Raw genomic sequence first — 21,070 nt, 5'->3', positions numbered from 1 at the left:
CCTGATCAGTAGCCCTCCATTATAGAAAACCTATAATGACAGTATTACCCTTATTCAAAGTAATACCAGCAACTAAAGCGCGACAACTTTAATTACTTCGGCAAAAAACCCTTTCAATGATGGTCATCGTTGTCATCCTCACATCAGCTACTCTTGTTTTTTGCGCCTCTACCTCATCATGAGATAAGGTGGTTGTTGTATTTGATTTTCAGTAATACTATTTTAGCAAAACTTTAGATATCAAGCAATAATTATTCACTTGGCAATTCAATTGCCGGGTTTGCGTCGCCATTATTATTGTAATATTGCGGGACATCTCCACGTTCTGTAATATCAATAACAGGAACAGTGTTCTCAATGGTAATTTTCTCTGTTGCAAATGGAATGACAACCTGTACTGTTACTTCTACAAGAATAGATACTTCATGAATCGCATTATTTATGCCATATTGGGTAACATCACGTTTAATATCTGTATGAACATCTCCAATCAAATAAAAGCTGATAGGAATATCTGGACCAAGTGTACTTAATATTGCATTCTGCGTAACTTGACCTAAGGGAATAGAGTAAACGATTCCATCATCAAGTTCCATTTCTTGGTCGTTTTTCCCTTTACTATGAAAGTTGGCCTTTTCGATCTCTTCTAATTTACTAGTAATATTATCTGTGACATGACGCAAAGATTTTCGAACTGTACCAGTATTATAAGTTATCATAGAAATATTTCCATCTTTATCTTTTTCGGTAATAATTAAATTTTCAGCTTCGTCAGCATCAATGATTTCGTCTTTTACCGCTTCTTGGATAATCGTTGTTGCAACAGAAGATGCTTCTAGCGTTGCAATCCTCATTAATGTCGGTTTAATCTCATTATTCACAATCCAAAAACTACTTGCAGTTAATATAATAAAAATAACAAGCGTTAATAAAATAACATATCGAAAAGGTAAAGGCCCTTTACGGCGACGCGGTTTGCGTCCGCGAAATGCAGCCAAAATAAATCCCCCCTTTACAAACATGTGTATGCTGAAAAGGAGGGATGTACGCATTATTTTTTATACCATTTTAAGTAAAGCATCTTTTCCGATTGTTCCTACTTTGATACCGAGCGCTTCTGCCTCATACGTGACAGATTCTAATGGTGCTTCTAGAAGCTGTTCGATCGTGCGCACACCTACCGCCCGACCTGCGATAATGCCACGCTCCTTTAACTTTTCATTTAAAAGCGCAACGTCTAATGCACCACACATGATATAGCCTTTTTCACTAGTAACTGCCATAAAATTAGTTTTAGGTAATGCAACTGTAATGGCTGTAAACTGCTTTCCATCGATGACAATTGGAGTCATACTAACCATATGTTCTACACTCCTTTCATACTATATCTCTATGAATACAATATGGAAGCGTGTAGACAGATGCCTATAGCTAACATGTACTTTTTTCAAGCTGCCAGGCTAATAAATCTCTTAATAATTCTGGCATATAAAATACTTTATCCTCCGCACGAGCGATTTGTGGATAATGTGCACCAAATGTAAACATATCGATAGTTGCAACAGCATATGTCCGTTCTGTATTTATCGGCTCTCCTTGGACAAATATTTCATTGAGGTGCTCTTTTCCGTCTGATAGCATAGTTGTTGTAAATTCAATACCTTCATAAACCATTCTTCCCATCACTTTCCCGCGAAAGCCAAATCCTCTTAACATAAGATGTTCTAACTCTTCTGCCCTTGCTTGAATAATTACTTCCTTTAGTACGTCACCTTTAAGAAATACTTTGCAAGGGTTAATCGGGTGTGGACATAGACGATGAAGGTCTCCTTTTGTTACTGGTCCCTTTGCTAATGACTCGAGTAGCACTCCCGAATTGACCATTGCCACTTCACCATCACACCACTCTAGTAGAGCTTGTGCAAGAAATTTTGCAAATGGAGATTCCTCGTACCAATTTATCTCAAGCTTTTGGTTGAGATTAACAATAACTTCCGAAAGAATGTCGTTGCTTTTATGTAACGCATTATCTAACCAATGCTGTGTAGCTTCGCAAGCTGCTTGTGCTTCGTCAATCGGATATACTGTCGCTGTGCTCGAAACAACATCTTTGCTTTGGTCGTCTATTGTTAACGAAATTTGCCCAACATATTGTCCATATTTACCAGCACCCGCAATAAGGGTTTGATTTATCTTTTTACCATTTTTTAACACATGATGTGTATGACCGCCAATAATCACATCGATATCTGGAAATTCATTAGCGATAATCTCATCATCCGTAATGCCTAGGTGTGAGAGCAGGACGATGACATCTGCCTGTTCCTTCACCTGTTGGACAGTTTCTAAAAGACTTTGAAACGGGTCTTTCACCTTCCAGCCTAATAGCTGATAAAATAGTTCATAATAAACCGTTACACCTAATACAGCAAGTTTAATTCCACTATTTAACGTGAATATTTTGTATGGTACGACCCATGGCGGCCGCTCATTTAATTCTGTATACAAATTTGACAGGATGACGGGAAAATCTGCTTTTTCATACAATGTATCTAAATCTTCGTGGGAAAACGTAATTCCTTCATTATTCCCAATCGTAACAGCGTCATACTTCAATTGATTGAGTAAAGTAACATTTGCTTTTCCTTTTGTCGCTTCTGTAATCGGATGGAAACGATCAGCATGGTCACCGATGTCAAAAAGGAGTGTTTCTTCATTTTTTATAGTGTGTGTTTTTCGTTTTTCATTTAGGAAATGAACGATTTTTGGCCAATTTTCAAAATGGCTATGTAAATCATTCGTATGGTAAAGATGTATCGTTTCAAGCATAGGTCCCTCTCCTTATTCATAAGACGCAAAAAAACTGAACAACTTTAAACATTTATAAAATTCAATAGCATATTAATTCAACAAGCTAACCCATAAACCCTTCATATATAAGTTTAATTCCCGCTACAATTAACACTAGTCGTAAGAGAATAATGACTGTTTTCCCTTTTAACTTTGTACTAATGACAGCGCCAAACTTACCACCAAACCACGCACCAGGAATGAGAATTGCTGCATATAGCCAATTAATATTACCCAATGCTACATGTGTAACCGAGCCTGTTGTTGCTGATAAGAAGATGATAAACATAGATGTTGCGATTGCGATATGTGCCGGGAAACCGAAGAGAAGAATCATTGCTGGTACCATTAATGCACCGCCACCGATACCAAATAATCCAGAAATAAACCCTACAAAAAAGGAGATAACAACTCCCAAAACAGGTTTAAAGCCATATTCTGCTTCCTCTCCATTATCATCTATATATGTACGAGAAATTTTTTTCCCTTCTCCGCTCTTTACTTTTGGAAGCTTATCCCGAACCATTAAAATAATAGAAATAAAAATCATAAATAGTCCAAAGAGCAATGAAAATGAGGACGTATTAAAAAACTTTGTCACGTACGCTCCAATAATTCCACCTGGGCCACTTCCAATAAAGAATATAAGTCCACTTTTATAATCAACCTTCTTATATTTCATATATGTTAATGTTGACGACAGACCTGTAAAAATAACGACTAATAATGAAGTTCCGACCGCAATTTGCGGAGAAACGTCTTCAAAGCCGGAAAAGTATGTACTTAATGTAAGCATCATAGGTACAACAATTATGCCACCGCCAAGGCCAACAAGGCTTCCAATTGTACCTGCCACTATTCCAACGATTAATAAGATTAACCATTCAATCATTCATTTACAGCTCCTCTAAATCACTGAAAAGACTTAGTTGTTTTTCAGCTAGTCCTGAATAGGAAATGCCTAACTTTTTTATCATCATTTTTGCATTATCTGCGGCATCTCCACCAGAATTATTATTAAATAACATAAAAATAGTATCAGTATTTTTTTGCAGCTTATGTAAATTTCTCTGCCACTCTGCTAATTCTTCCTCATTGTAACGATATAAGTACCGAACATCGCGCCAATTATCCCCATTAGCCGGCTTATTCCATCCATGAACATTGCGACCATGTAAGCGAACGAGTGTCTTTTTTTGATTTGTCGGATGAAGAATTGTCGGAATCGATTTCATGCCTGCTTGTGGCTCATCAACGATACTATGTATCCAATTTTCTGTTTCCATAAACTTTAGCGTTTTATCATAATATTCAGGAGTAAACCATGAACGATTACGGAATTCTAATGCGACATCAATGTCATTCATTTGCTCGCGGCACCATTTTAAATACGTTACATTTTCACTTGTGCATGCAAACCAAGGTGGAAATTGAAACAAGACCATCGCGAGCTTATTCGCCTTTCTAATCGGGTCTATTGACTGTATGTATGCTGTAAACATTTCACGTTTGCTTGCAAAAGGAATTTCATCTCGCATATGTCCCGTCATTCCTTGATATGCTTTTGCAATAAATTGAAACGATTCTGGTGTATCACGAACCCACTTAAGACTATTCCGCTCAGGCTGAACCGCATAAAAACTAGAATCAATTTCTACAGTTGGGAAGTGTGCAGCATATTCACTTAATTTTTTTCCTGAACTTGTGTTAGCTGAATAAAGGGATTCATGGTCCCCCCACCCTGTAAGCCCAATTTGTATCGACGTCACTCTTATCACATCCTCGTGTGATTGTTTGAATATCATATATTTTATCCCATATTTGCAATGAATGAAATAAAAGCGTTTTTTAGAATCTATTGTGGGTAATTTCATTATATCATGATTATTTTAGACATTTTTTCAATGAGGTAGTTAATAAGGAGGGTCCTAAATATTACATTGGGGTTTTCAAAGGGAACTTAATAGAAAAGCGAGGATGCGTTTAATAACATCCTCGCTCTATTTTTCATTACACTTGTTTAAACTGAATCCAATCAACGACAATACCAGGTTTAATATGCTCAAGGCTCAATTCATAAACCCCTTCTGTTAACTCTACCTTTACTAATTTACGAGTAACCCATTGGTCGTCTGTTCCATTTGCTTGAATCGTTGCCATAAGTTCTCCATTCACATTAATATTGCATGATGATTGTGCTAAGTCTGTTCCTTTCGACTTAACTTGTACGAAAATTCGATATTGACCTGTCTCATCAACTTTCACAAATATTGGTGATCCTTCTTTAGGATATACTTTCCCATCATTCGTTAAGTCTTGCGCATGCTCAGTCATTTGTGAAGTATCGCTTGGATTTGGACGGAATGATTGAACGACTTCCATGCTGCTTTGCTCTCTAGAGAAAACTGGAGCATTCATAAGGAAGTTACAGATGTTCATTGCATTTCGTTGCAGCTCTCCACGAGTTAACGTACCGTTAGCTAGCGATTCAATCGTATTATCATTCGATGAATTGACCTCTGCTCCGTAATTGTTGACAACCATATACAAATCATTTTGGGCACGGATCATAAAGTTCGTATTTTTCGTATCTTCAGGACCACCATTAATACAATCATTCATTTTCGCCCACCAGTCAGTCATCACAATGCCGTCAAAGCCCCATTCATTCCGAAGGACGGTTGTATTTAAATCATAGTTAGATGCTGCCCAATGACCGTTAATCGGATTATACGATGTCATGATTCCTTTTGCACCGCCATGCTTCACTGCCATTTCAAACCCTTTTAAATAAATTTCTCTTAACGCACGTTCAGAAACAACAGCATCTACTAGATTACGAGATTGCTCCTGACTATTGCAGGCAAAATGCTTCAACGTTGCATGTGAACCGCCTTTTACAATTCCACGGGCATTTGCAGCGGCGAATTCCCCTGTTATAATCGGATCTTCAGAAAAATATTCAAAGTTACGGCCGTTTAAAGGATTCCTTCTAATATTTAAACCAGGTCCTAACAGCATATCAATGTTATTGCTTAATAATTCCTGACCTTCTAATACGTAAAGTTCTTCAATTAAATCAATATCCCATGTCGCCGCAAGCAATGTTCCGATAGGTACTTGAGTCGCCTTATGTCCACTGTCCATACGAATACCAGAAGGACCGTCCGCTGTACAGCCAACAGGAATACCATAATCGATTAATTTATCACTGACACCACCAAATGCTGACGCAGTCCCGGGAGTAACTAATGGACTAACCATACCCTCACCACGGACAATTGTTGCAAGTTCTTCATCTGTTAATTGGGCAATAAACTCCTCCATACTTACCTTTTTATCGTACACATCACGTAATGTATGACCTTGATTACCTCTTTGTTCGATTGTTTTCGGAAGATTTTTTTCAATACGTTCTGCTAATGAGATTTCTTGTTTTGGAACCGTTACATATGTAAGCTCATACGTTCCATCAGCCTTTTTTGCACCAGGCTTCATTCTTGTAAAGTCCTCTGTTGGTGCTAACGCTTCCTCTAACTGTTCAACAACAATCAGCCCATCTACGATATAGCCTTCATTACCGTCACAAACGATTTGCTCTACGTTTTTAACACTGTTGCCTACGTAAAAATTGTAAATTCCTTGTTCTAACACATATGCTGAACGGTAACCTGTCACACCACTATCGTCATAAGATGCCATTCGATTAACCGGAAATTCAACTGTAATCGTTTGCTCTTCACCCGGCTGAAGGATGTTTGTTTTTCCAAATGCTGCAAGAGCTTTTGCTGGTTGTCCTAGTTTTCCTTGTGGGGCTTCATAGTACACTTGAACAACTTCTTTACCCGCATATGTAGTCCCCGTATTTTTAACGAGTACATCTATTGAAATATAATGTTCTTTATCTTTCATAATCACTTTCGCATCTTGTGGCTTCATTTCGAAATGAGTGTAAGATAAACCAAAACCAAATTCATATTGAACTTTCTCAGGGCAAAACGTTTCAAAATAACGATAACCAACATAAATGTCTTCTTGATAATAGTTTTTATCATCATTGCCATGATTTTTTGTTGAAGGATAATCTTCAATTGAATATGCAATTGTATCTGTTAGTTTTCCGCTTGGAGTAACGTCACCAACAATTACATCACTGGCAGCGTTTCCACCTTCCATACCGCCTTGCCAAGTGTAAATCACTCCAAGTATTGGATGGACATAGTCTTCATTTAACCATTTCATATCAATAATGTTCGAAACATTCAGTACAACGACCACTTGTTCAAATTGATTCGTTACTTGTTTAATCATTTGTTTTTCATCTTCTGTTAATAAATAGCTTCCTGGTTCATTTGCATTATCTTGGTCTTCACCTGCTGTACGGCCAATCACGATAATCGCTTTATCTGATTGTTGGCGAGCCTTTTCAACGAGCTCATCTGTTAAAGGCATTTCTTTTTGGTGCCATGGCTCTGCCGCCCAGCCGCCTCCACCATTATCAAAAGGATTCTCTACTAACCACTTTTCATACACTGCAGCCAATTCTTCATTTACAATTATTTCTGACTTACTTCTTAAGCCATCAAGTAAATTTGTTGTATACTCAACATTTACACTTCCACCTGAACCAGTACCGCTTCGGTAATAGTCAATTTGTGTTCTGCCAAATATTGATACACGTTCCCCTTTCAATATTGGAAGAACTTGCTGATCATTTTTTAATAAAACTGCACCATCTGCTGCAACTTTTCTGCTGAACTCGGCAAAGCCTTTTAGTGGTACTCCTATTGTTGTCATCTTTTCTCCCCCATCTTTCTATTAAATTCCAAAATTTACTAGAGTTATCCTTGTATTAATTCTATTTTACACTATAAACCGATCGTAATGGAAACCGATTTCGTTAGATACATAAAAAAATTGATGAAAAGTCATGTCATAATTAGTCGTGCATGTGTTTAGGGGTGTTTTATAAGAGGGTCAGACCCTCAATTAGATGAGAGTCTGACCCTCTAAATAAGACTTTTCATTAGGAGAAAATTAGTCGTTACAACAAGTATCTTCATCTTTTATATGACCGGAGCGATTAACCTTTGTTTCTAAGTACTTTTGGTTATACTCTGAAACATCGCCCCATAACGGTTCCCTACCTGATAGAGGTAAGCCTGATTTTTTTAGAGCATCTAGCTTTTTGGGGTTATTTGTAATTAGTGTAACTGGTTTGCTTCTCAATGCCTTTAAAACTTGAATTGCATCACTATAATTTCTTGAATCGTCAACAAAACCAAGTGCTTGGTTAGCCTCAACTGTGTCATAGCCATTTTCTTGAAGGATATAAGCCATGGCTTTACTGAATAAGCCAATTCCTCTTCCTTCATGATTTGCTAAATAAAATAATGCTCCGGTACCATGGTCAACAATCATTTGCATCGATTGTTTTAATTGGAAGCCACAATCACACCGTTTACTTCCAAATATATCTCCAGTATGGCAAATGGAATGCATACGAATAATCGCATCCTCGCCATATTCAAAGTCACCATATGCAAGCACGCTTGACTGCTGTAGTTCTGCTAAATTGGCGCTTGATAGCTTATTAATAATGTTTTGGAAGTCCTCGGTTACTTCGTCACAATTTAACCAACAATACCATTTAAATTCGACAGTTTCTCCGTACAAACTAACCGGCAGCTTAATTGGACCAACTAAATAGATTGCTCCTTTGTCCGTTTTGATTAGTTGGATTTTGTCCTCTAAGACAGTTAACACTTTTGGGTCAAATTGAGTTTTGGTCATAGATGTACTCCTTATTTTATATTACTCTGTTGTATGAATTTATTTTTATTATTTACCAGAAGCAAGAAAAAACTCTACTATATTTATCATTCAAGGGATACATCATACATTCTCAAGCAAAAGTAATATCCGTGTTTACAGAAACTGCAGTTTTAAAACCATCAGCTGCAGAAATCATTAATGATGAGGGTCCTGATTTTTCACTTTCACCAGCAATATAAATATTTTTCTGTGTTGTTCTTCCAACACCATCATTTACAACTGTTCCATTTTCTTGAACTTCACAACCAAGCATTTCAACAAAATGATTTGGACGATAAAAAGATGGAACAACAAACCCACCTGCTCTTATAATCGTTTCTCCAGATATTAATTCAACTTTTTGTAAATAACCGTCTTCACCTACTAAGTTCTTTATTGGCTCTGTATTGATTTTGATATTGTGCTTTTCTAATACTTGATTATTCTCGATAGAAACTTCTACTCCGTTAGTAAGGACAATTAAATCTTTAGACCAGTTATAGACTAATCTTGCCATGTGAATAGCATGGTCTTCTTGTTCGGCAATGACAATTAAAGGTTTGTCTCTTAACTCCCAGCCATCACAATACGTACAACTAAAAAGGCTTTTTCCATAAAACTCTCTGACAGCCTGAATCGAAAATCGTTCCTGAATACCTGATGCTAACATGATCTTCTCTGTAATATATTCTTGACCATCATTTGTTTGCACCATAAATCTCTCAGTATTTGTATCCTTTATTATTTCAGTCACTGTCTTGTTAAAATATGATACGTTAGGATAATGTTTCAATTCTTTTAACCCTATTTGTTTAAACTCTTGTGGCTTTATCCCATCACGAGTCAGAAATCCATGCGACTCATGTGTGACTCTATTCCGATTCGTACCATCATCAAACAAAGCAACCTTTCTTCTCGCTCTCCCTAAAACTAAACTAGCACTTAGACCAGCTGGACCCCCACCTATCACGATACAATCGAAAACATTCATGTTTTACCTCCTTTTTTGCTTATATCTATTAAAGACCGTTTATATCTATAATTAAAACAAAAAAATGGATTCTTAATTCTCCATATGAACAAGCACTTTACCGAACCTTCCACCCATTGTTAACATGATTTCATCTTCGTACGTTTCACGTAAATAGTCTTCACATTTCTTAAGCAGCTTTTCTTCTAGTGGAATTTGATATCCAATAAACCATTCTGGCAATTTATCTATTGCACGATTTACATTGATTTTCACTGTTTTCATTTGTCTTTCAATGAATGTTTGATAGGAATAGCCGTTAATATAAAGTAATTGTAAAAGGTATGCCATATCTGAAGAACCAATTCCTCTTGGTTTTATATCGATCACAGGTAATAGCTCATCCATGAGGTGATTTTCCTTTTGGCCAGCCATCATGCTTATATAACAATATTTCTTCGCAAGTTTTAATGCTTTCTCGACCGTCTCCCAATCCTTCATCGCAGGACACATTGATGCAAATACAAGGTCATATATATGAGTTTGATTGTCGAACGTTGTTTCCTCAAAGGGTTTTCTGATCACATCGACGTGAACTGAGTACTTCTTTGCATTTTTTTCTAGCAATATAGATAAATCAGGAGAAGATTCGATCGCTGTGACCTTTGCTCCTCTTTCCGAAAAAGGGATACTAAATACACCAGATGCAGCCCCAATGTCTAATACAGATAGGTTGTTAAATGCAACTCCTTGATTTTCGATCCATGTCAATATTCGATTACTTCGTTCCCTTCCTTCGCGGCTAAAGGAATTTTTATTATATGAAATTGCCCATTTTTTGAATTCCTCTGTTTGATTATTCCCCTGACCTAGTCTTTGCATAATTCTTAATGAAGTGGTTTCGTCATGATTCCAAGCAGACTCCCATACTTGATGTTCAAATAAATTCGTTTCCATAAATATCGCTCCTAAATATGATTTAAAGATATTATCTATACTTTATATCTGTAATTATGCGACAAAAGACAACGAAAAATTAAAATGTTGTCTCTTTATTAACCAAGTCCGCAATTGTTTGGTTTCTTAATTCTTCTTCCATCTTTTCTTCCGCTCTCAACATGACTTTTTGAATTAAGCATTCAGGTCCATGATTAAAATGACACTCAAACAATGAAGATTTTCCTTCAATGGCATAAATAATATCAAGGAAAGAGATTGATTCCCAGCCATGAACTAATGAGTATCCACCATTTGCACCTGAAACAGACGTAACCATGCCTTCTTTAACAAGCTTTGTTAAAATTTTTGATAAATAAGTTGGTGATACTTGTTGCTGTTCTGCTAAAGTCTGTACGCCCACAGGTTTCGTTGTATTCGACATTGCTAAATGCAGCATTGTATGTAGAGCGTAGTTCGTTGCTTTTGAATACTTCAATGTTTTCATCCCTTCTTAATATTCAAAGACTTTAAGAGTCCTTAATATCTATTATAGTTTTGATGTATTGATTGTCAAGTAAAGGCACTCAATTGTGATTGTATTTAACAATTTTATAAAAGTAAACCGTATATAACTAATACAAAAGAAGACGAACTTATAAAGTCCGCCTCCTAGATTAAGGGTTCAATTTTGTATCACTAGCTTGGCACTGGATGAAATCCCTCTATGCTTTAATAAATCTATATATTAACCGATTGAACCTTCCATCTCAAACTTGAATAATTGTGGTTAAAATAGCATGAAATATAGTCTAAAAACACACCTAAAACCGTTGGTACAAAGCCATTTGTTAAACATTAGTAAAACCAATTATAAACTCAACTTTGCACGAACTTTGCACGGAATTGGTATTGGTTAAAAGTCACATAAAATCAGGGTTTTACAGTAAGAACTCACGGTTGCTTGCCGTGAGTTTTCTTCATTTCTTTTGAAGGTTCTTATTGAAGTAATGCCCCCGTTTGTGGAATAACTCAATTTCCATATTTATCACTTCTAACTGGAATACCGTACTCTTCGGGATGATTAAAATAGTCTTCATAAGTTAATGAGCTAACAACTTCAAAGTCTTTTGTTTCTGGATTATATTCAAAAACAACAAGTTGTTCCCAACCACTGCCATGACCAGTATCAATCACTCCAACTCTGTTAGGTGCTAACTGAACAACTCGCCCACCTTGGTTATTAACCTCAACATTTGGTGTTGGTTGTTGAACATTCTTGTTGGTATTTAATTTGAATGCTATTACAATTAAACATACTAATATTCCACTTAAAATCACTTTAGTAAAAACATCATTTTTCATTATCCGAATTCCACCTCTCACATTCCAATTTAACTTAAAAAATTCAGTTTCCTTTGTTGAACAATCCTGCTCCGTTAGTTCAATTACAATTATTTCAAATAGTACAACTTATTACAACAAAAAAAAGCAAGGGTTTCCCCCTGCATTATCAAACTACATTTTTAAACTGTCGGTCTTACATGAGAAATCAATTTAGGATTCGTTAAAGCAAAATCACTGTTGATTCTTGCACGAATTTTAATTTGCCCACGTTGGAACGCTTCCCCTGATTTATCAATATCAATCTGAAGTCCACCCTCGGACAAAATGCCCCATGCAATGGACTGAAGGTTTGCAACAACCCCTTCACCTTCATCAAGTCCACCACCAAGGGAATAGGTTTCAAGATTCTCCATAAATCTTGGGGGTTGAATAAATTGCCCTGTTGTATCTGTTAGCAATTCTAAATCCATTGCATCAGCATTATTTAGGATGATGCCATCAGGATTGCCGTATGCACTTCTAATTGCTCTAAACCCTGCCCCAATACTTGCATAATCAATGGTCGTTGCATCAATTAGATTAATGTTAGGGTCATTTAGAATACCTCCATACCCATTAGCACCCCCACCCTTCAACATGAAACTTTGAACGGCTTGTGCCATTGATGATGCCATGATATTTGTTACCGCCATTCCAATATCAAGTCCACCCGATTCAATCAATTCAAGGGAAATTGAAGTCATTGCATACAGTGGTTTTGCTTCCAATCGTACTGAATCAAAAACAGGGGAACTTTCAACAATTAATTCATTTTCAACCTTAAATGTTGGCTGGATATCGCCCACAAGCTTTGGAATCACAAGTGCCTTTGTTGCCATTGGATAGACAGTTGTTTGAAGCAAAAAGTTTTGGTCACGCATTAAATCAATGAAATTTTCGTAAACATCAGTAGGAACAACAATCCCCCCTGAAGTTGTTGAAAGTGCCTGTCTTACTTCAGAATTTCTAAACTTGCCTGTTACATGGGAATAGACTAAATCGCCAATAGTGACGCTTGTATCATGGTTTCCGATTCGTTCCTTTCCTACATATCCCCTAACCTCTAAAGGATTGTCGGAACGCTTTTTTGCTCGGTTCTCTTTCATTTTGTCGGATGAACTTGGGTTTTGCATTGCTTTAAATCTTGATTCACGTTCTTGCATACGTTCCGTTAAATCTTCAAGGTTTTTAAAATCATTTTTTTCTAGTTCATCATCAACTGTTTGAATCTGTTTTTCAAGACTTTCAAACTTCTTGTTTTCATCTTCAGTAATTGCACGTTTTTCCTTTTTAGCACTTGCTATAATCCCCTGCATTTCACCTAGATATTGCTCTCTTTGATGTGCCAGTTTTAACAATCTTGCATCTTGAATTTGTTTTAATACCATAGTTATATAGTCATTCCCTTCAGTGTTAGATATCTTATTTCGTTCTCGTATCGTGATAAATCCACAATGGATTTTGTTGATGTTGAATCAATCAATAAATCAGAATATCGCCTTTCATAGATGCCGTTATTTCTGATTTCCACCGAACAACAAGGATAGGCAGGTTTCACCGATAATAAAGACACTTCCATCAGGTCTAAATCTTCAATGAATCGCCTTTCAATCCCATCAGAACCTTTTTCAAAACGGCTTCTCCGTTCAATGAATCCAAAAGACCAACCTTGCAAAAAATTGCCCTGTCTTGCTTTTTCAATAATGGATGAATCCCTGATTTCGGCTTCAGCCTTCAACCCTATTGAATCTTCCATAAGTTTTAGATTGCCTTGGGATATAGAACCAAGCATTCTATTTTCATCATGGTTAAAAAGCAATAGAACATCCTTTGCACGATTTAAAGCACGTTCAAATACTTTTGCCTTGATAATCTCTTTAAACCTTCCCTGTGGGGATGGGATAAAGTCTGATTCACGTTCCACGGCATTCACATAGCCAGTAACAAAAACAGAACCGTTCCTGATTTCAATCAAAATTATGTACCCCCTTTCTATCTTGGATTTTTTATCAGCACTATTTTTCGGCAATAGATTTTTTTTGGTATTGGTGTTATTAGTTTGCCCAATAACCTTGATAGATAAGGGTTTTTCATAGTTCACACAATAAAAAAGGGCATAAAAAAACCCACAAAATGCCCCTTTTGTGAGTTCTTCTTATTGCGGACTTTGAATCAACTTTGTGTACAAAGAATTAGTAATATTATGCCCTTGTTGGGTAGGTTTCAATCACTTGAAAACCCTTGATTTCACAACCTTTTCACCTGATTTGATACTATGTTCATCAGCATAAACAACGGTTGTATGACTTCTATCCCATTCAGTTATGACATAAACCTCTTTTCCTTGCACCATATAAGCAGACAAAACCCTGTCACCGTTTTGAATAGCATCCTTGTTAGCATCAATATCAGCATTTTCTAGGATGCCAAAATCACCTGTTATATGGTTTCTAATAAGACTAGCAATTTTACTAGGTTCAACATTTTCAGCAATGCTTTTTGTTTTTACGATTTGCCCCAATTCAAACAATGGTCTTGAACTTCTCATTTCGGATTCATCCCCTTTCAGATTCCCATTATTGACGTTACCACAAAAGAAAACCCCTGTTGGGGGATTGAAGTCCAACAGGGGGCAAAGATGGATTGAATTACGCTAAAACAATTAAATCGCAAGCACTTGAAATCATTTAGAATTACAAGCGACTGAACAAAAAAAAGAAAAGAAAGAAACACAAAACCGTTTGCAAGCATTATTATTATTGACTTTTCAGCACTCTTTCATACTATATCAGCCTTGGTTCAGGTACTTTCAAAACCCTCTTCAGAACCTTCTGAAGCATAATAAAAAGCATTCCCCCAAGCAAGAGGAATGCTTTTCACCGCAACAACAAGAACATTCAAAGGCAATAATATGAACACCATCATAATTGATTTAGGCATCACTATTTTTTATTATTAGTTGTTGCTAAACTTTCTAACCAATGCCCTGCCATCTTCTAAATAGCATCGGGAACAATAAATTTATATTGATAACCTTTTGTTTCACAATAGAAATCAATCGCCATTAAATATTCGTGTAATGCTTCAGCCGTAAATTCTCGGTGATAGAGTGCACCCACAATAGGTTTAATTTTGCACTTGAAAAAGCCGTTTTGAATCGTTTGTAAAGTAATAAGCATAACCATTCAGCCGTTGTTCTCCTTTCAAAAAAAGTATCTCAATTTTAACGCTTGGTCGGAAAAGGTTCCCTTGTCGCCGTTTGTCCCAAGCACCCCCCACAATACAAAAAGAGGGGGGGATTATCAAAAGGTTACAAACCACTTTTTAATAATGCAAATGTGGTTTAAGTGGTTTTTTAGTGGTTGGATACTATCTTACTCCCACAAGGGATTGAACCATTTTAACCACCAAACCACCGTTTTTTTCCACAAAAGTCTTTATAAAAAAAAACAAAACAATTTATAAATAGATACTCATACATATAATACATATAAATATTTTTATTTTACTTTTAATAAACATTTTGGTGGTTTGGTGGTTTTCCCTTTCAATCTCTTATGTACCAAGGGTTTAAGAAACCACCAAAAAACCACTAAACCACTAAAATGTCTAAAAACCACTATTTATTTATTTTGTTTTTTCTTTTCTTTGTTGGTGCTCTTGCCCAAAGTTTTGCCGATTCACCATCACGTGAAGTATCTTGAACATATAAACCTAATTCTTCTTCAATCGTCTTCTTTAATTGTTTTGGTGATTGCAGGTTCAAACCATTTTCTTCAGCCCATTTTGCATATATCAAATAGGTTTCAGGTGTTTTCATCCCAATTATGTCCTTTTCCACATCAGCCACATCACGTACCCACTCAATACACGAATTGTTTTCCTTATGATACAATTCCGTGTATTCCTTGACCTTCTCTGATTCCGTAAACTTACGATTCTTATATAATCGAAAATACGCTTCCATCACAAGTTTTAACCAATATTCCATAGATTCTTGTGAAGTTAATTTTTCTTGAAAGTGCGGGTCATAAACTTTTGGTCTACCAAAAGACGGACACCAAACTACACGACGTTTCCACGCTTCACCTTTTTCAAATGATTTCAAAAGATGATTGGTAGTAAAAATCTGTGAAGCCAAAATGGATTCATCTTTTGATTGCTTAAATAATTCACGTAACGGAATTACATCATAAGAAGATAGGTTTTTAAGCATTTTCATTTTTTCTTCTTTTATCGCTTTGTTTTCAATATCATCACCGCAATTTGCAAGTTTGCCACGCATAGTGACCAAATATCGTTCGTCAATAATGCGGTCTAATGAAATCGAGGAAACATTTTCTGTTCCTAGTAAGGCACGAATAACATTCAGCAATGTTCCTTTACCATTGCTACCATCACCAATAAAGAAAGTAACACGTTGGAAATGTTTATTACGCTTCACATGAATGTTTGTGATTAAACAATGGGCAATAGTCTCCAAAATCAAACTTTTATAATCTTCATCTCCATCAGTAAATGTTTCAAGAAAATCATCTACAATCGCCACTGGTTCGGCATCAGGTTTATAAGGTATGCCTATATAAAATGGGGTAAATTCCTTAAAATCAATTTCAACCCAATGCCCATCATGTAAATAGCCATTTTTAAATTTTATACCCCACCCATCTGAAGGTTCTTCAATCGGTAACGTATGAATACCTATTTGATTTATCACTTCTGTTATGTAACGCATCTTTTGACCTGCAATTTCACAGGCAACATCATTTTCAAAATAGATTCCATCATGATAATGATTTCCGTTAAAAGAATATAAGCGGTCACTAAATTTCACGACTTTCAATTTCCTTCTTAATTGCATAGCCACATCATACTCGTTATTCTTTTCGGCTTTGATTTTTACATTATCCCTGATGATATTTTGAAATTCTTCTCCAGGCAAAGGGGTTGCAAAAATATGATTATTAATAAACCACAATATGCTTTGCCATTGGTTCAAATGGTGTATGTTCATTCTATGTTGATAAAGTGTGTCATTTCTTCCTTCTCCTTCATCTAATTCTTGAACGGGATTCAACCGCCTTTTAGTGTAAAATATATCAGGCAATTCTTCACGATTGCCTTCATATTCAATCGGTCGCAATACCCCATTTTGCTTGATGGTGGTTGCCTTCGTGTTCTTGCTATGCTTATATTCAACTTCAAACCCAAGGGGGCAGACTTTCTTTGCACCCTTGAATCCTTTTGGTTTTTTGAAATAGAAGTGTGCCCCTCTATTTGTCCAAACAATTTGGGTTTTAATATCAAACGTGCTGATAATTTTTTCAATCTTGCTTTTTTCAAGATTGTCAATGTCAACAACCAATTCATCTTCATCAAGAATCCACCCACATGAATTAAAGGTTTCATGTATATCTGAAATGTCTGCACCATTCCTTGGGTATTTCTCATTGTCTATAAATTCGATATACCTTGGTTCTTTTGCTTGCATTCGTGATGTTCTCCCTTTCTATTTATCAGGTTTAATCGCAATTCACACTTCCACCTATTTTCCTAACATCTTTTGACCAACGGTTGATATATTCCTTTACTTCTTGACGATTAAATAGCCATTTTTTGCCCACTCGTATAGATGGAAAATCAGGATTGTAAATAAATAATTTTTCTACTGTTGGTCTACTTAACGAAAGCAATTTACAAAGTTCCTTGGTATCTATAAGGAACATATCTTCCTCAATTTCCTCCATACGTTTACGGAATTCCTCCAATGCCAATTTTTTTAATTCGTTTTCGTCTAAAGAGATATTAAACATTTGCAAACACTACCTTTCTAAATATTTACTTTTGCAACCACATACCTATAATACGATTTTTGTTATACATTTGCAAATATTGTTAAATAATTGTTTACTTTTGCAACCAATCGGGTTAATATAGTAGTGTATTTCAAAAGAAAAGAGGAGGAATGAAATTTGAGCAATTTTGGGGAAAAATTAAGGAAATTAAGAAAAGGAAAAGGACTTTCTATTAGAAAACTTAGTGAACTGTCAGGGGTTGCACACTCCTATTTATCACAAGTTGAAACGGGTAAACGTGGAATTCCAAAAGTAGAAACACTTGAAAGGATTGCAACAGGACTTGATATTCCATCAATTGATTTATTAGTACAAGCAGGATATATTGACGGATTAGATTATGCGAAACTTAAAAACGAAGAAGAAGATATTGAATGGTCACTAGCAGAACAAGAACAAGAATCAATTTATGTTGATTTTTTACTGGATTCCAATCATCCACTTTATTTTCAAAACAAGCTTTTAACAAAAGAAGAAAAAGCAAAAATCAAAAGTGTTATTGAAATCATTTTAAAAGATTGAAAGGGGAAAAGACACCATGGCGAGCATAAGAAAATTACCAAGCGGAAATTATCAAGTACAAGTTCATATAGATGGAAAATTAAGAGGAATCGGTAGTTTTAAAACAAAAAAAGAAGCAGAAATTGTTGCCGCAAAAACTGAAGAAAGAAAATATTATGGTCAAACCATAACTGATAGAAATATGCCTTTTGAATATGTTGTGGAACAATGGCTGAAGTGGAAAAAGCAAACAACAAAAGATTCTACATTCAGGTTAATTGAAGCAACAATAAAAAATCATGTGATGCCTGCATTTGGACACAAAAAAATATCAAAAATCACAAGAATTGACGTGAAAGATTGGATTGCAACCTTTCGGGAACTTGATAAGAATGGAAAACCTAAATATGCAATAGGGTCAAGAAGAAGATATCTTTCAATAATAAAAAATATATTTTTTTATGCCGTTCAAGAACTTCAGGTACTAGAAAAGAATCCTGCTGAAAAATTGAAGATAGAGGTACAGGATAAAGTTGCATTGAAAATGGATGATAAAGAAATCAAATATTTCAGCCTTGATGAAATGAATCAACTTTTAGATTATTTAAGAACATACAAGCATCAAAGGTTCCCTGAATATCGAATTTACTATATGTTGATTTTCTTCTTATACAAAACAGGTTTAAGGATATCTGAAGCACTTGCATTAAGATGGGATGATATTCAAGGGAATATGATTGATATAAACAAGCAAACAAGCCGTGACGATAACAACAAAGTGATTCTTACAACATTAAAGAATGATTCCTCATATCGTCAAATTAGCATTGATGAAGATGTTATCCGTGAACTGAAAAAATTCAAAGCAAAGCAAAATGAGTTGATTCTTGGAAATCCAAGATTTAAGAAAAATAATGATGGAATCATCTTTCAAAATTATAATGGGCATTATCTCACACCTTCAACCATTCGTGAAACGATTCAGAACTATCATAATGCTTCAGGGGTCGAATATAGGGGATTACATGCTTTCAGGCATACTCATGCCACTTTACTACTTGAAGCAGGTGTAAGTGAAATTTATATAGCAAAAAGATTAGGTCATGTGGACACAAAAGAATTAAGTAGAACTTATGGGCATATCACTAAAAAAATTCAAACAGATGAACTTGCAAAATTCACTGCTTATACATCACAAAATCATGTTTAAAATAACTTCAAATAATGTAAAAATCAATTCAACTTTGCACGAACTTTGCACGAACCGAACTTTGCACGTGCAAAACAAAAGAAAAACCCTTGATATACAAGGGTTAATCGTTAGTTATCCAATACTACCTTCCATTTCGAACTTGATAAGACGGTTCATTTCAACTGCGTATTCCATTGGAAGTTCTTTCGTAAATGGTTCGATGAAGCCCATTACGATCATTTCAGTTGCTTCTTCTTCAGAAATACCGCGGCTCATAAGGTAGAATAATTGCTCCTCAGAAACCTTAGATACTTTCGCTTCGTGTTCAAGTGAAATATTATCATTTAAGATTTCATTGTATGGAATTGTATCAGATGTTGATTGATTATCCATAATGAGTGTATCACATTCAATGTTTGAGCGAGCACCTTCAGCTTTACGGCCAAAGTGAACGATACCACGGTATGTTACTTTACCACCATGTTTAGAAATCGATTTTGAAACAATTGTCGATGACGTATTTGGTGCTAAGTGAAGCATTTTAGCTCCTGCATCCTGATGTTGCCCTTTTCCAGCAATTGCGATAGATAATGTCATACCACGTGCGCCTTCACCTTTAAGGATAACAGCTGGGTATTTCATTGTTAATTTAGAACCGATGTTTCCATCAATCCATTCCATTGTTGCATTAGCTTCACAAACAGCACGCTTTGTAACAAGATTGTAGACGTTGTTCGCCCAGTTTTGAATCGTTGTATAACGGCAATAACCGCCATCTTTAATGATAATTTCAACGACCGCACTGTGTAATGAGTTTGTTGTGTAAACAGGTGCTGTACAGCCTTCAACATAGTGTACATGCGCGCCTTCATCAACAATGATTAACGTACGTTCAAATTGTCCCATGTTCTCTGAGTTGATACGGAAATACGCTTGTAACGGTGTATCAACTTTCACACCTTTTGGTACATAGATAAATGATCCACCAGACCAAACTGCAGAGTTTAGTGCTGCAAATTTATTATCTGTTGGTGGGATCACTTTCCCGAAGTGCTCACGGAAAATGTCTTCATTTTCTTTTAATGCTGTATCCGTATCCTTGAAAACGATACCTAGCTCTTCAAGGTCTTCTTTCATGTTGTGGTAGACAACTTCTGATTCGTATTGTGCAGATACACCAGCTAAATATTTTTGCTCAGCTTCAGGGATACCCAGTTTATCAAACGTTGCTTTAATTTCTTCCGGTACTTCATCCCATGAACGCTCAGATTTTTCAGATGGTTTTACATAATACGTAATTTCATCAAAGTTTAATGAAGCTAAATCGCCACCCCACTGAGGCATTGGCATATTATAAAAGTTTTCTAATGATTTTAAACGGAAATCTAGCATCCATTGTGGTTCAGATTTCATACGAGAAATTTCTTCAACAATTTCCTTCGTTAATCCTCGTTCAGAACGGAAGATGGAAACATCCTTGTCAGCAAACCCATATTTGTAATCGCCGATTTCAGGTGCTTTCTTTGCCATCTACATTCACTCCTATCCAAGTTAGATTTAAGGACT

The 21,070-nt window shown here is 35.9% G+C and carries 20 protein-coding genes and 1 riboswitch; of the genes, 2 read left to right on the top strand and 18 right to left on the bottom strand.

All coding sequences use genetic code 11. The features are described from left to right. Position 1: 1 nt before the first annotated feature. Positions 2-179: riboswitch (Lysine riboswitch) on the bottom strand. A 72-nt stretch (positions 180-251) separates the two neighbouring features. From yunB to J2S19_RS04465, 17 genes are all read right to left on the bottom strand, one after another. Continuing rightward, complete coding sequence (yunB, locus tag J2S19_RS04545) at positions 252-998, bottom strand: sporulation protein YunB (protein ID WP_307337905.1); 747 nt, start codon at positions 996-998, stop codon at positions 252-254. Between the two features lie 60 nt (positions 999-1,058). After that, positions 1,059-1,361 (bottom strand): YunC family protein, encoded by a 303-nt coding sequence (locus J2S19_RS04540; RefSeq protein WP_307337902.1) that lies wholly within the window; start codon positions 1,359-1,361, stop codon positions 1,059-1,061. 70 nt (positions 1,362-1,431) lie between these two features. Further along, a complete protein-coding gene (locus J2S19_RS04535) occupies positions 1,432-2,829 on the bottom strand; it encodes a bifunctional metallophosphatase/5'-nucleotidase (protein WP_307337899.1) in 1,398 nt (465 codons plus the stop codon). Positions 2,830-2,914: 85 nt separating this feature from the next. After that, positions 2,915-3,739: a sulfite exporter TauE/SafE family protein gene (locus J2S19_RS04530; RefSeq protein WP_307338406.1), complete on the bottom strand. Its 825-nt coding sequence runs from the start codon at positions 3,737-3,739 to the stop codon at positions 2,915-2,917. A gap of 7 nt (positions 3,740-3,746) precedes the next feature. Further along, complete coding sequence (locus J2S19_RS04525; protein WP_307337897.1) at positions 3,747-4,655, bottom strand: DUF72 domain-containing protein; 909 nt, start codon at positions 4,653-4,655, stop codon at positions 3,747-3,749. Positions 4,656-4,860: 205 nt separating this feature from the next. Next, positions 4,861-7,647: a glycoside hydrolase family 3 C-terminal domain-containing protein gene (locus tag J2S19_RS04520; protein ID WP_307337894.1), complete on the bottom strand. Its 2,787-nt coding sequence runs from the start codon at positions 7,645-7,647 to the stop codon at positions 4,861-4,863. Between the two features lie 240 nt (positions 7,648-7,887). Then, positions 7,888-8,643 (bottom strand): GTP cyclohydrolase II, encoded by a 756-nt coding sequence (locus tag J2S19_RS04515; RefSeq protein ID WP_307337891.1) that lies wholly within the window; start codon positions 8,641-8,643, stop codon positions 7,888-7,890. A gap of 112 nt (positions 8,644-8,755) precedes the next feature. After that, complete coding sequence (locus J2S19_RS04510; protein ID WP_307337888.1) at positions 8,756-9,655, bottom strand: NAD(P)/FAD-dependent oxidoreductase; 900 nt, start codon at positions 9,653-9,655, stop codon at positions 8,756-8,758. A gap of 72 nt (positions 9,656-9,727) precedes the next feature. Continuing rightward, complete coding sequence (locus tag J2S19_RS04505; protein ID WP_307337885.1) at positions 9,728-10,591, bottom strand: class I SAM-dependent methyltransferase; 864 nt, start codon at positions 10,589-10,591, stop codon at positions 9,728-9,730. A gap of 79 nt (positions 10,592-10,670) precedes the next feature. Further along, a complete protein-coding gene (locus J2S19_RS04500) occupies positions 10,671-11,069 on the bottom strand; it encodes an Rrf2 family transcriptional regulator (RefSeq protein WP_307337883.1) in 399 nt (132 codons plus the stop codon). A 533-nt stretch (positions 11,070-11,602) separates the two neighbouring features. Further along, positions 11,603-11,935 carry a hypothetical protein gene (locus J2S19_RS04495; RefSeq protein ID WP_307337880.1) on the bottom strand — a complete coding sequence of 111 codons (333 nt, stop codon included), beginning with the start codon at positions 11,933-11,935 and terminating at the stop codon, positions 11,603-11,605. A 161-nt stretch (positions 11,936-12,096) separates the two neighbouring features. Next, complete coding sequence (locus J2S19_RS04490) at positions 12,097-13,344, bottom strand: phage major capsid protein (RefSeq protein WP_307337877.1); 1,248 nt, start codon at positions 13,342-13,344, stop codon at positions 12,097-12,099. 2 nt (positions 13,345-13,346) lie between these two features. After that, positions 13,347-13,931: an HK97 family phage prohead protease gene (locus J2S19_RS04485; RefSeq protein ID WP_307337875.1), complete on the bottom strand. Its 585-nt coding sequence runs from the start codon at positions 13,929-13,931 to the stop codon at positions 13,347-13,349. 252 nt (positions 13,932-14,183) lie between these two features. Next, entirely contained in the window at positions 14,184-14,504 is a 321-nt protein-coding gene (locus tag J2S19_RS04480) for a hypothetical protein (protein WP_307337873.1), read from the bottom strand. Between the two features lie 448 nt (positions 14,505-14,952). After that, positions 14,953-15,141, bottom strand: coding sequence for a hypothetical protein (locus J2S19_RS04475; RefSeq protein ID WP_307337870.1), 189 nt, complete (start codon positions 15,139-15,141; stop codon positions 14,953-14,955). 434 nt (positions 15,142-15,575) lie between these two features. Continuing rightward, the gene (locus tag J2S19_RS04470; RefSeq protein ID WP_307337868.1) at positions 15,576-17,447 is read right to left on the bottom strand and encodes a DNA primase family protein; all 1,872 of its coding nucleotides are present in this window, start codon (positions 17,445-17,447) and stop codon (positions 15,576-15,578) included. Positions 17,448-17,478: 31 nt separating this feature from the next. Then, entirely contained in the window at positions 17,479-17,769 is a 291-nt protein-coding gene (locus J2S19_RS04465; RefSeq protein WP_307337865.1) for a helix-turn-helix domain-containing protein, read from the bottom strand. A 159-nt stretch (positions 17,770-17,928) separates the two neighbouring features. Here J2S19_RS04465 and J2S19_RS04460 point away from each other — a divergent pair, with 159 nt between their 5' ends. Together J2S19_RS04460 and J2S19_RS04455 are read left to right on the top strand one after the other, a co-directional pair. Further along, a complete protein-coding gene (locus tag J2S19_RS04460; protein ID WP_307337862.1) occupies positions 17,929-18,333 on the top strand; it encodes a helix-turn-helix domain-containing protein in 405 nt (134 codons plus the stop codon). 16 nt (positions 18,334-18,349) lie between these two features. Further along, positions 18,350-19,522, top strand: a complete 1,173-nt coding sequence (locus J2S19_RS04455) for a tyrosine-type recombinase/integrase (RefSeq protein WP_307337859.1) — start codon at positions 18,350-18,352, stop codon at positions 19,520-19,522. 114 nt (positions 19,523-19,636) lie between these two features. Here J2S19_RS04455 and sufB read toward each other — a convergent pair whose 3' ends face one another. After that, the gene (gene sufB / locus J2S19_RS04450; RefSeq protein ID WP_307337856.1) at positions 19,637-21,034 is read right to left on the bottom strand and encodes a Fe-S cluster assembly protein SufB; all 1,398 of its coding nucleotides are present in this window, start codon (positions 21,032-21,034) and stop codon (positions 19,637-19,639) included. Positions 21,035-21,070: the final 36 nt, after the last annotated feature.

The sequence above is a fragment of the Metabacillus malikii genome (assembly GCF_030813355.1).
GTDB lineage: Bacteria > Bacillota > Bacilli > Bacillales > Bacillaceae > Metabacillus > Metabacillus malikii.
The sequence above is the reverse complement of the archived record's forward strand: the minus strand, read 5'-3'. Positions and strand labels throughout refer to the sequence as shown.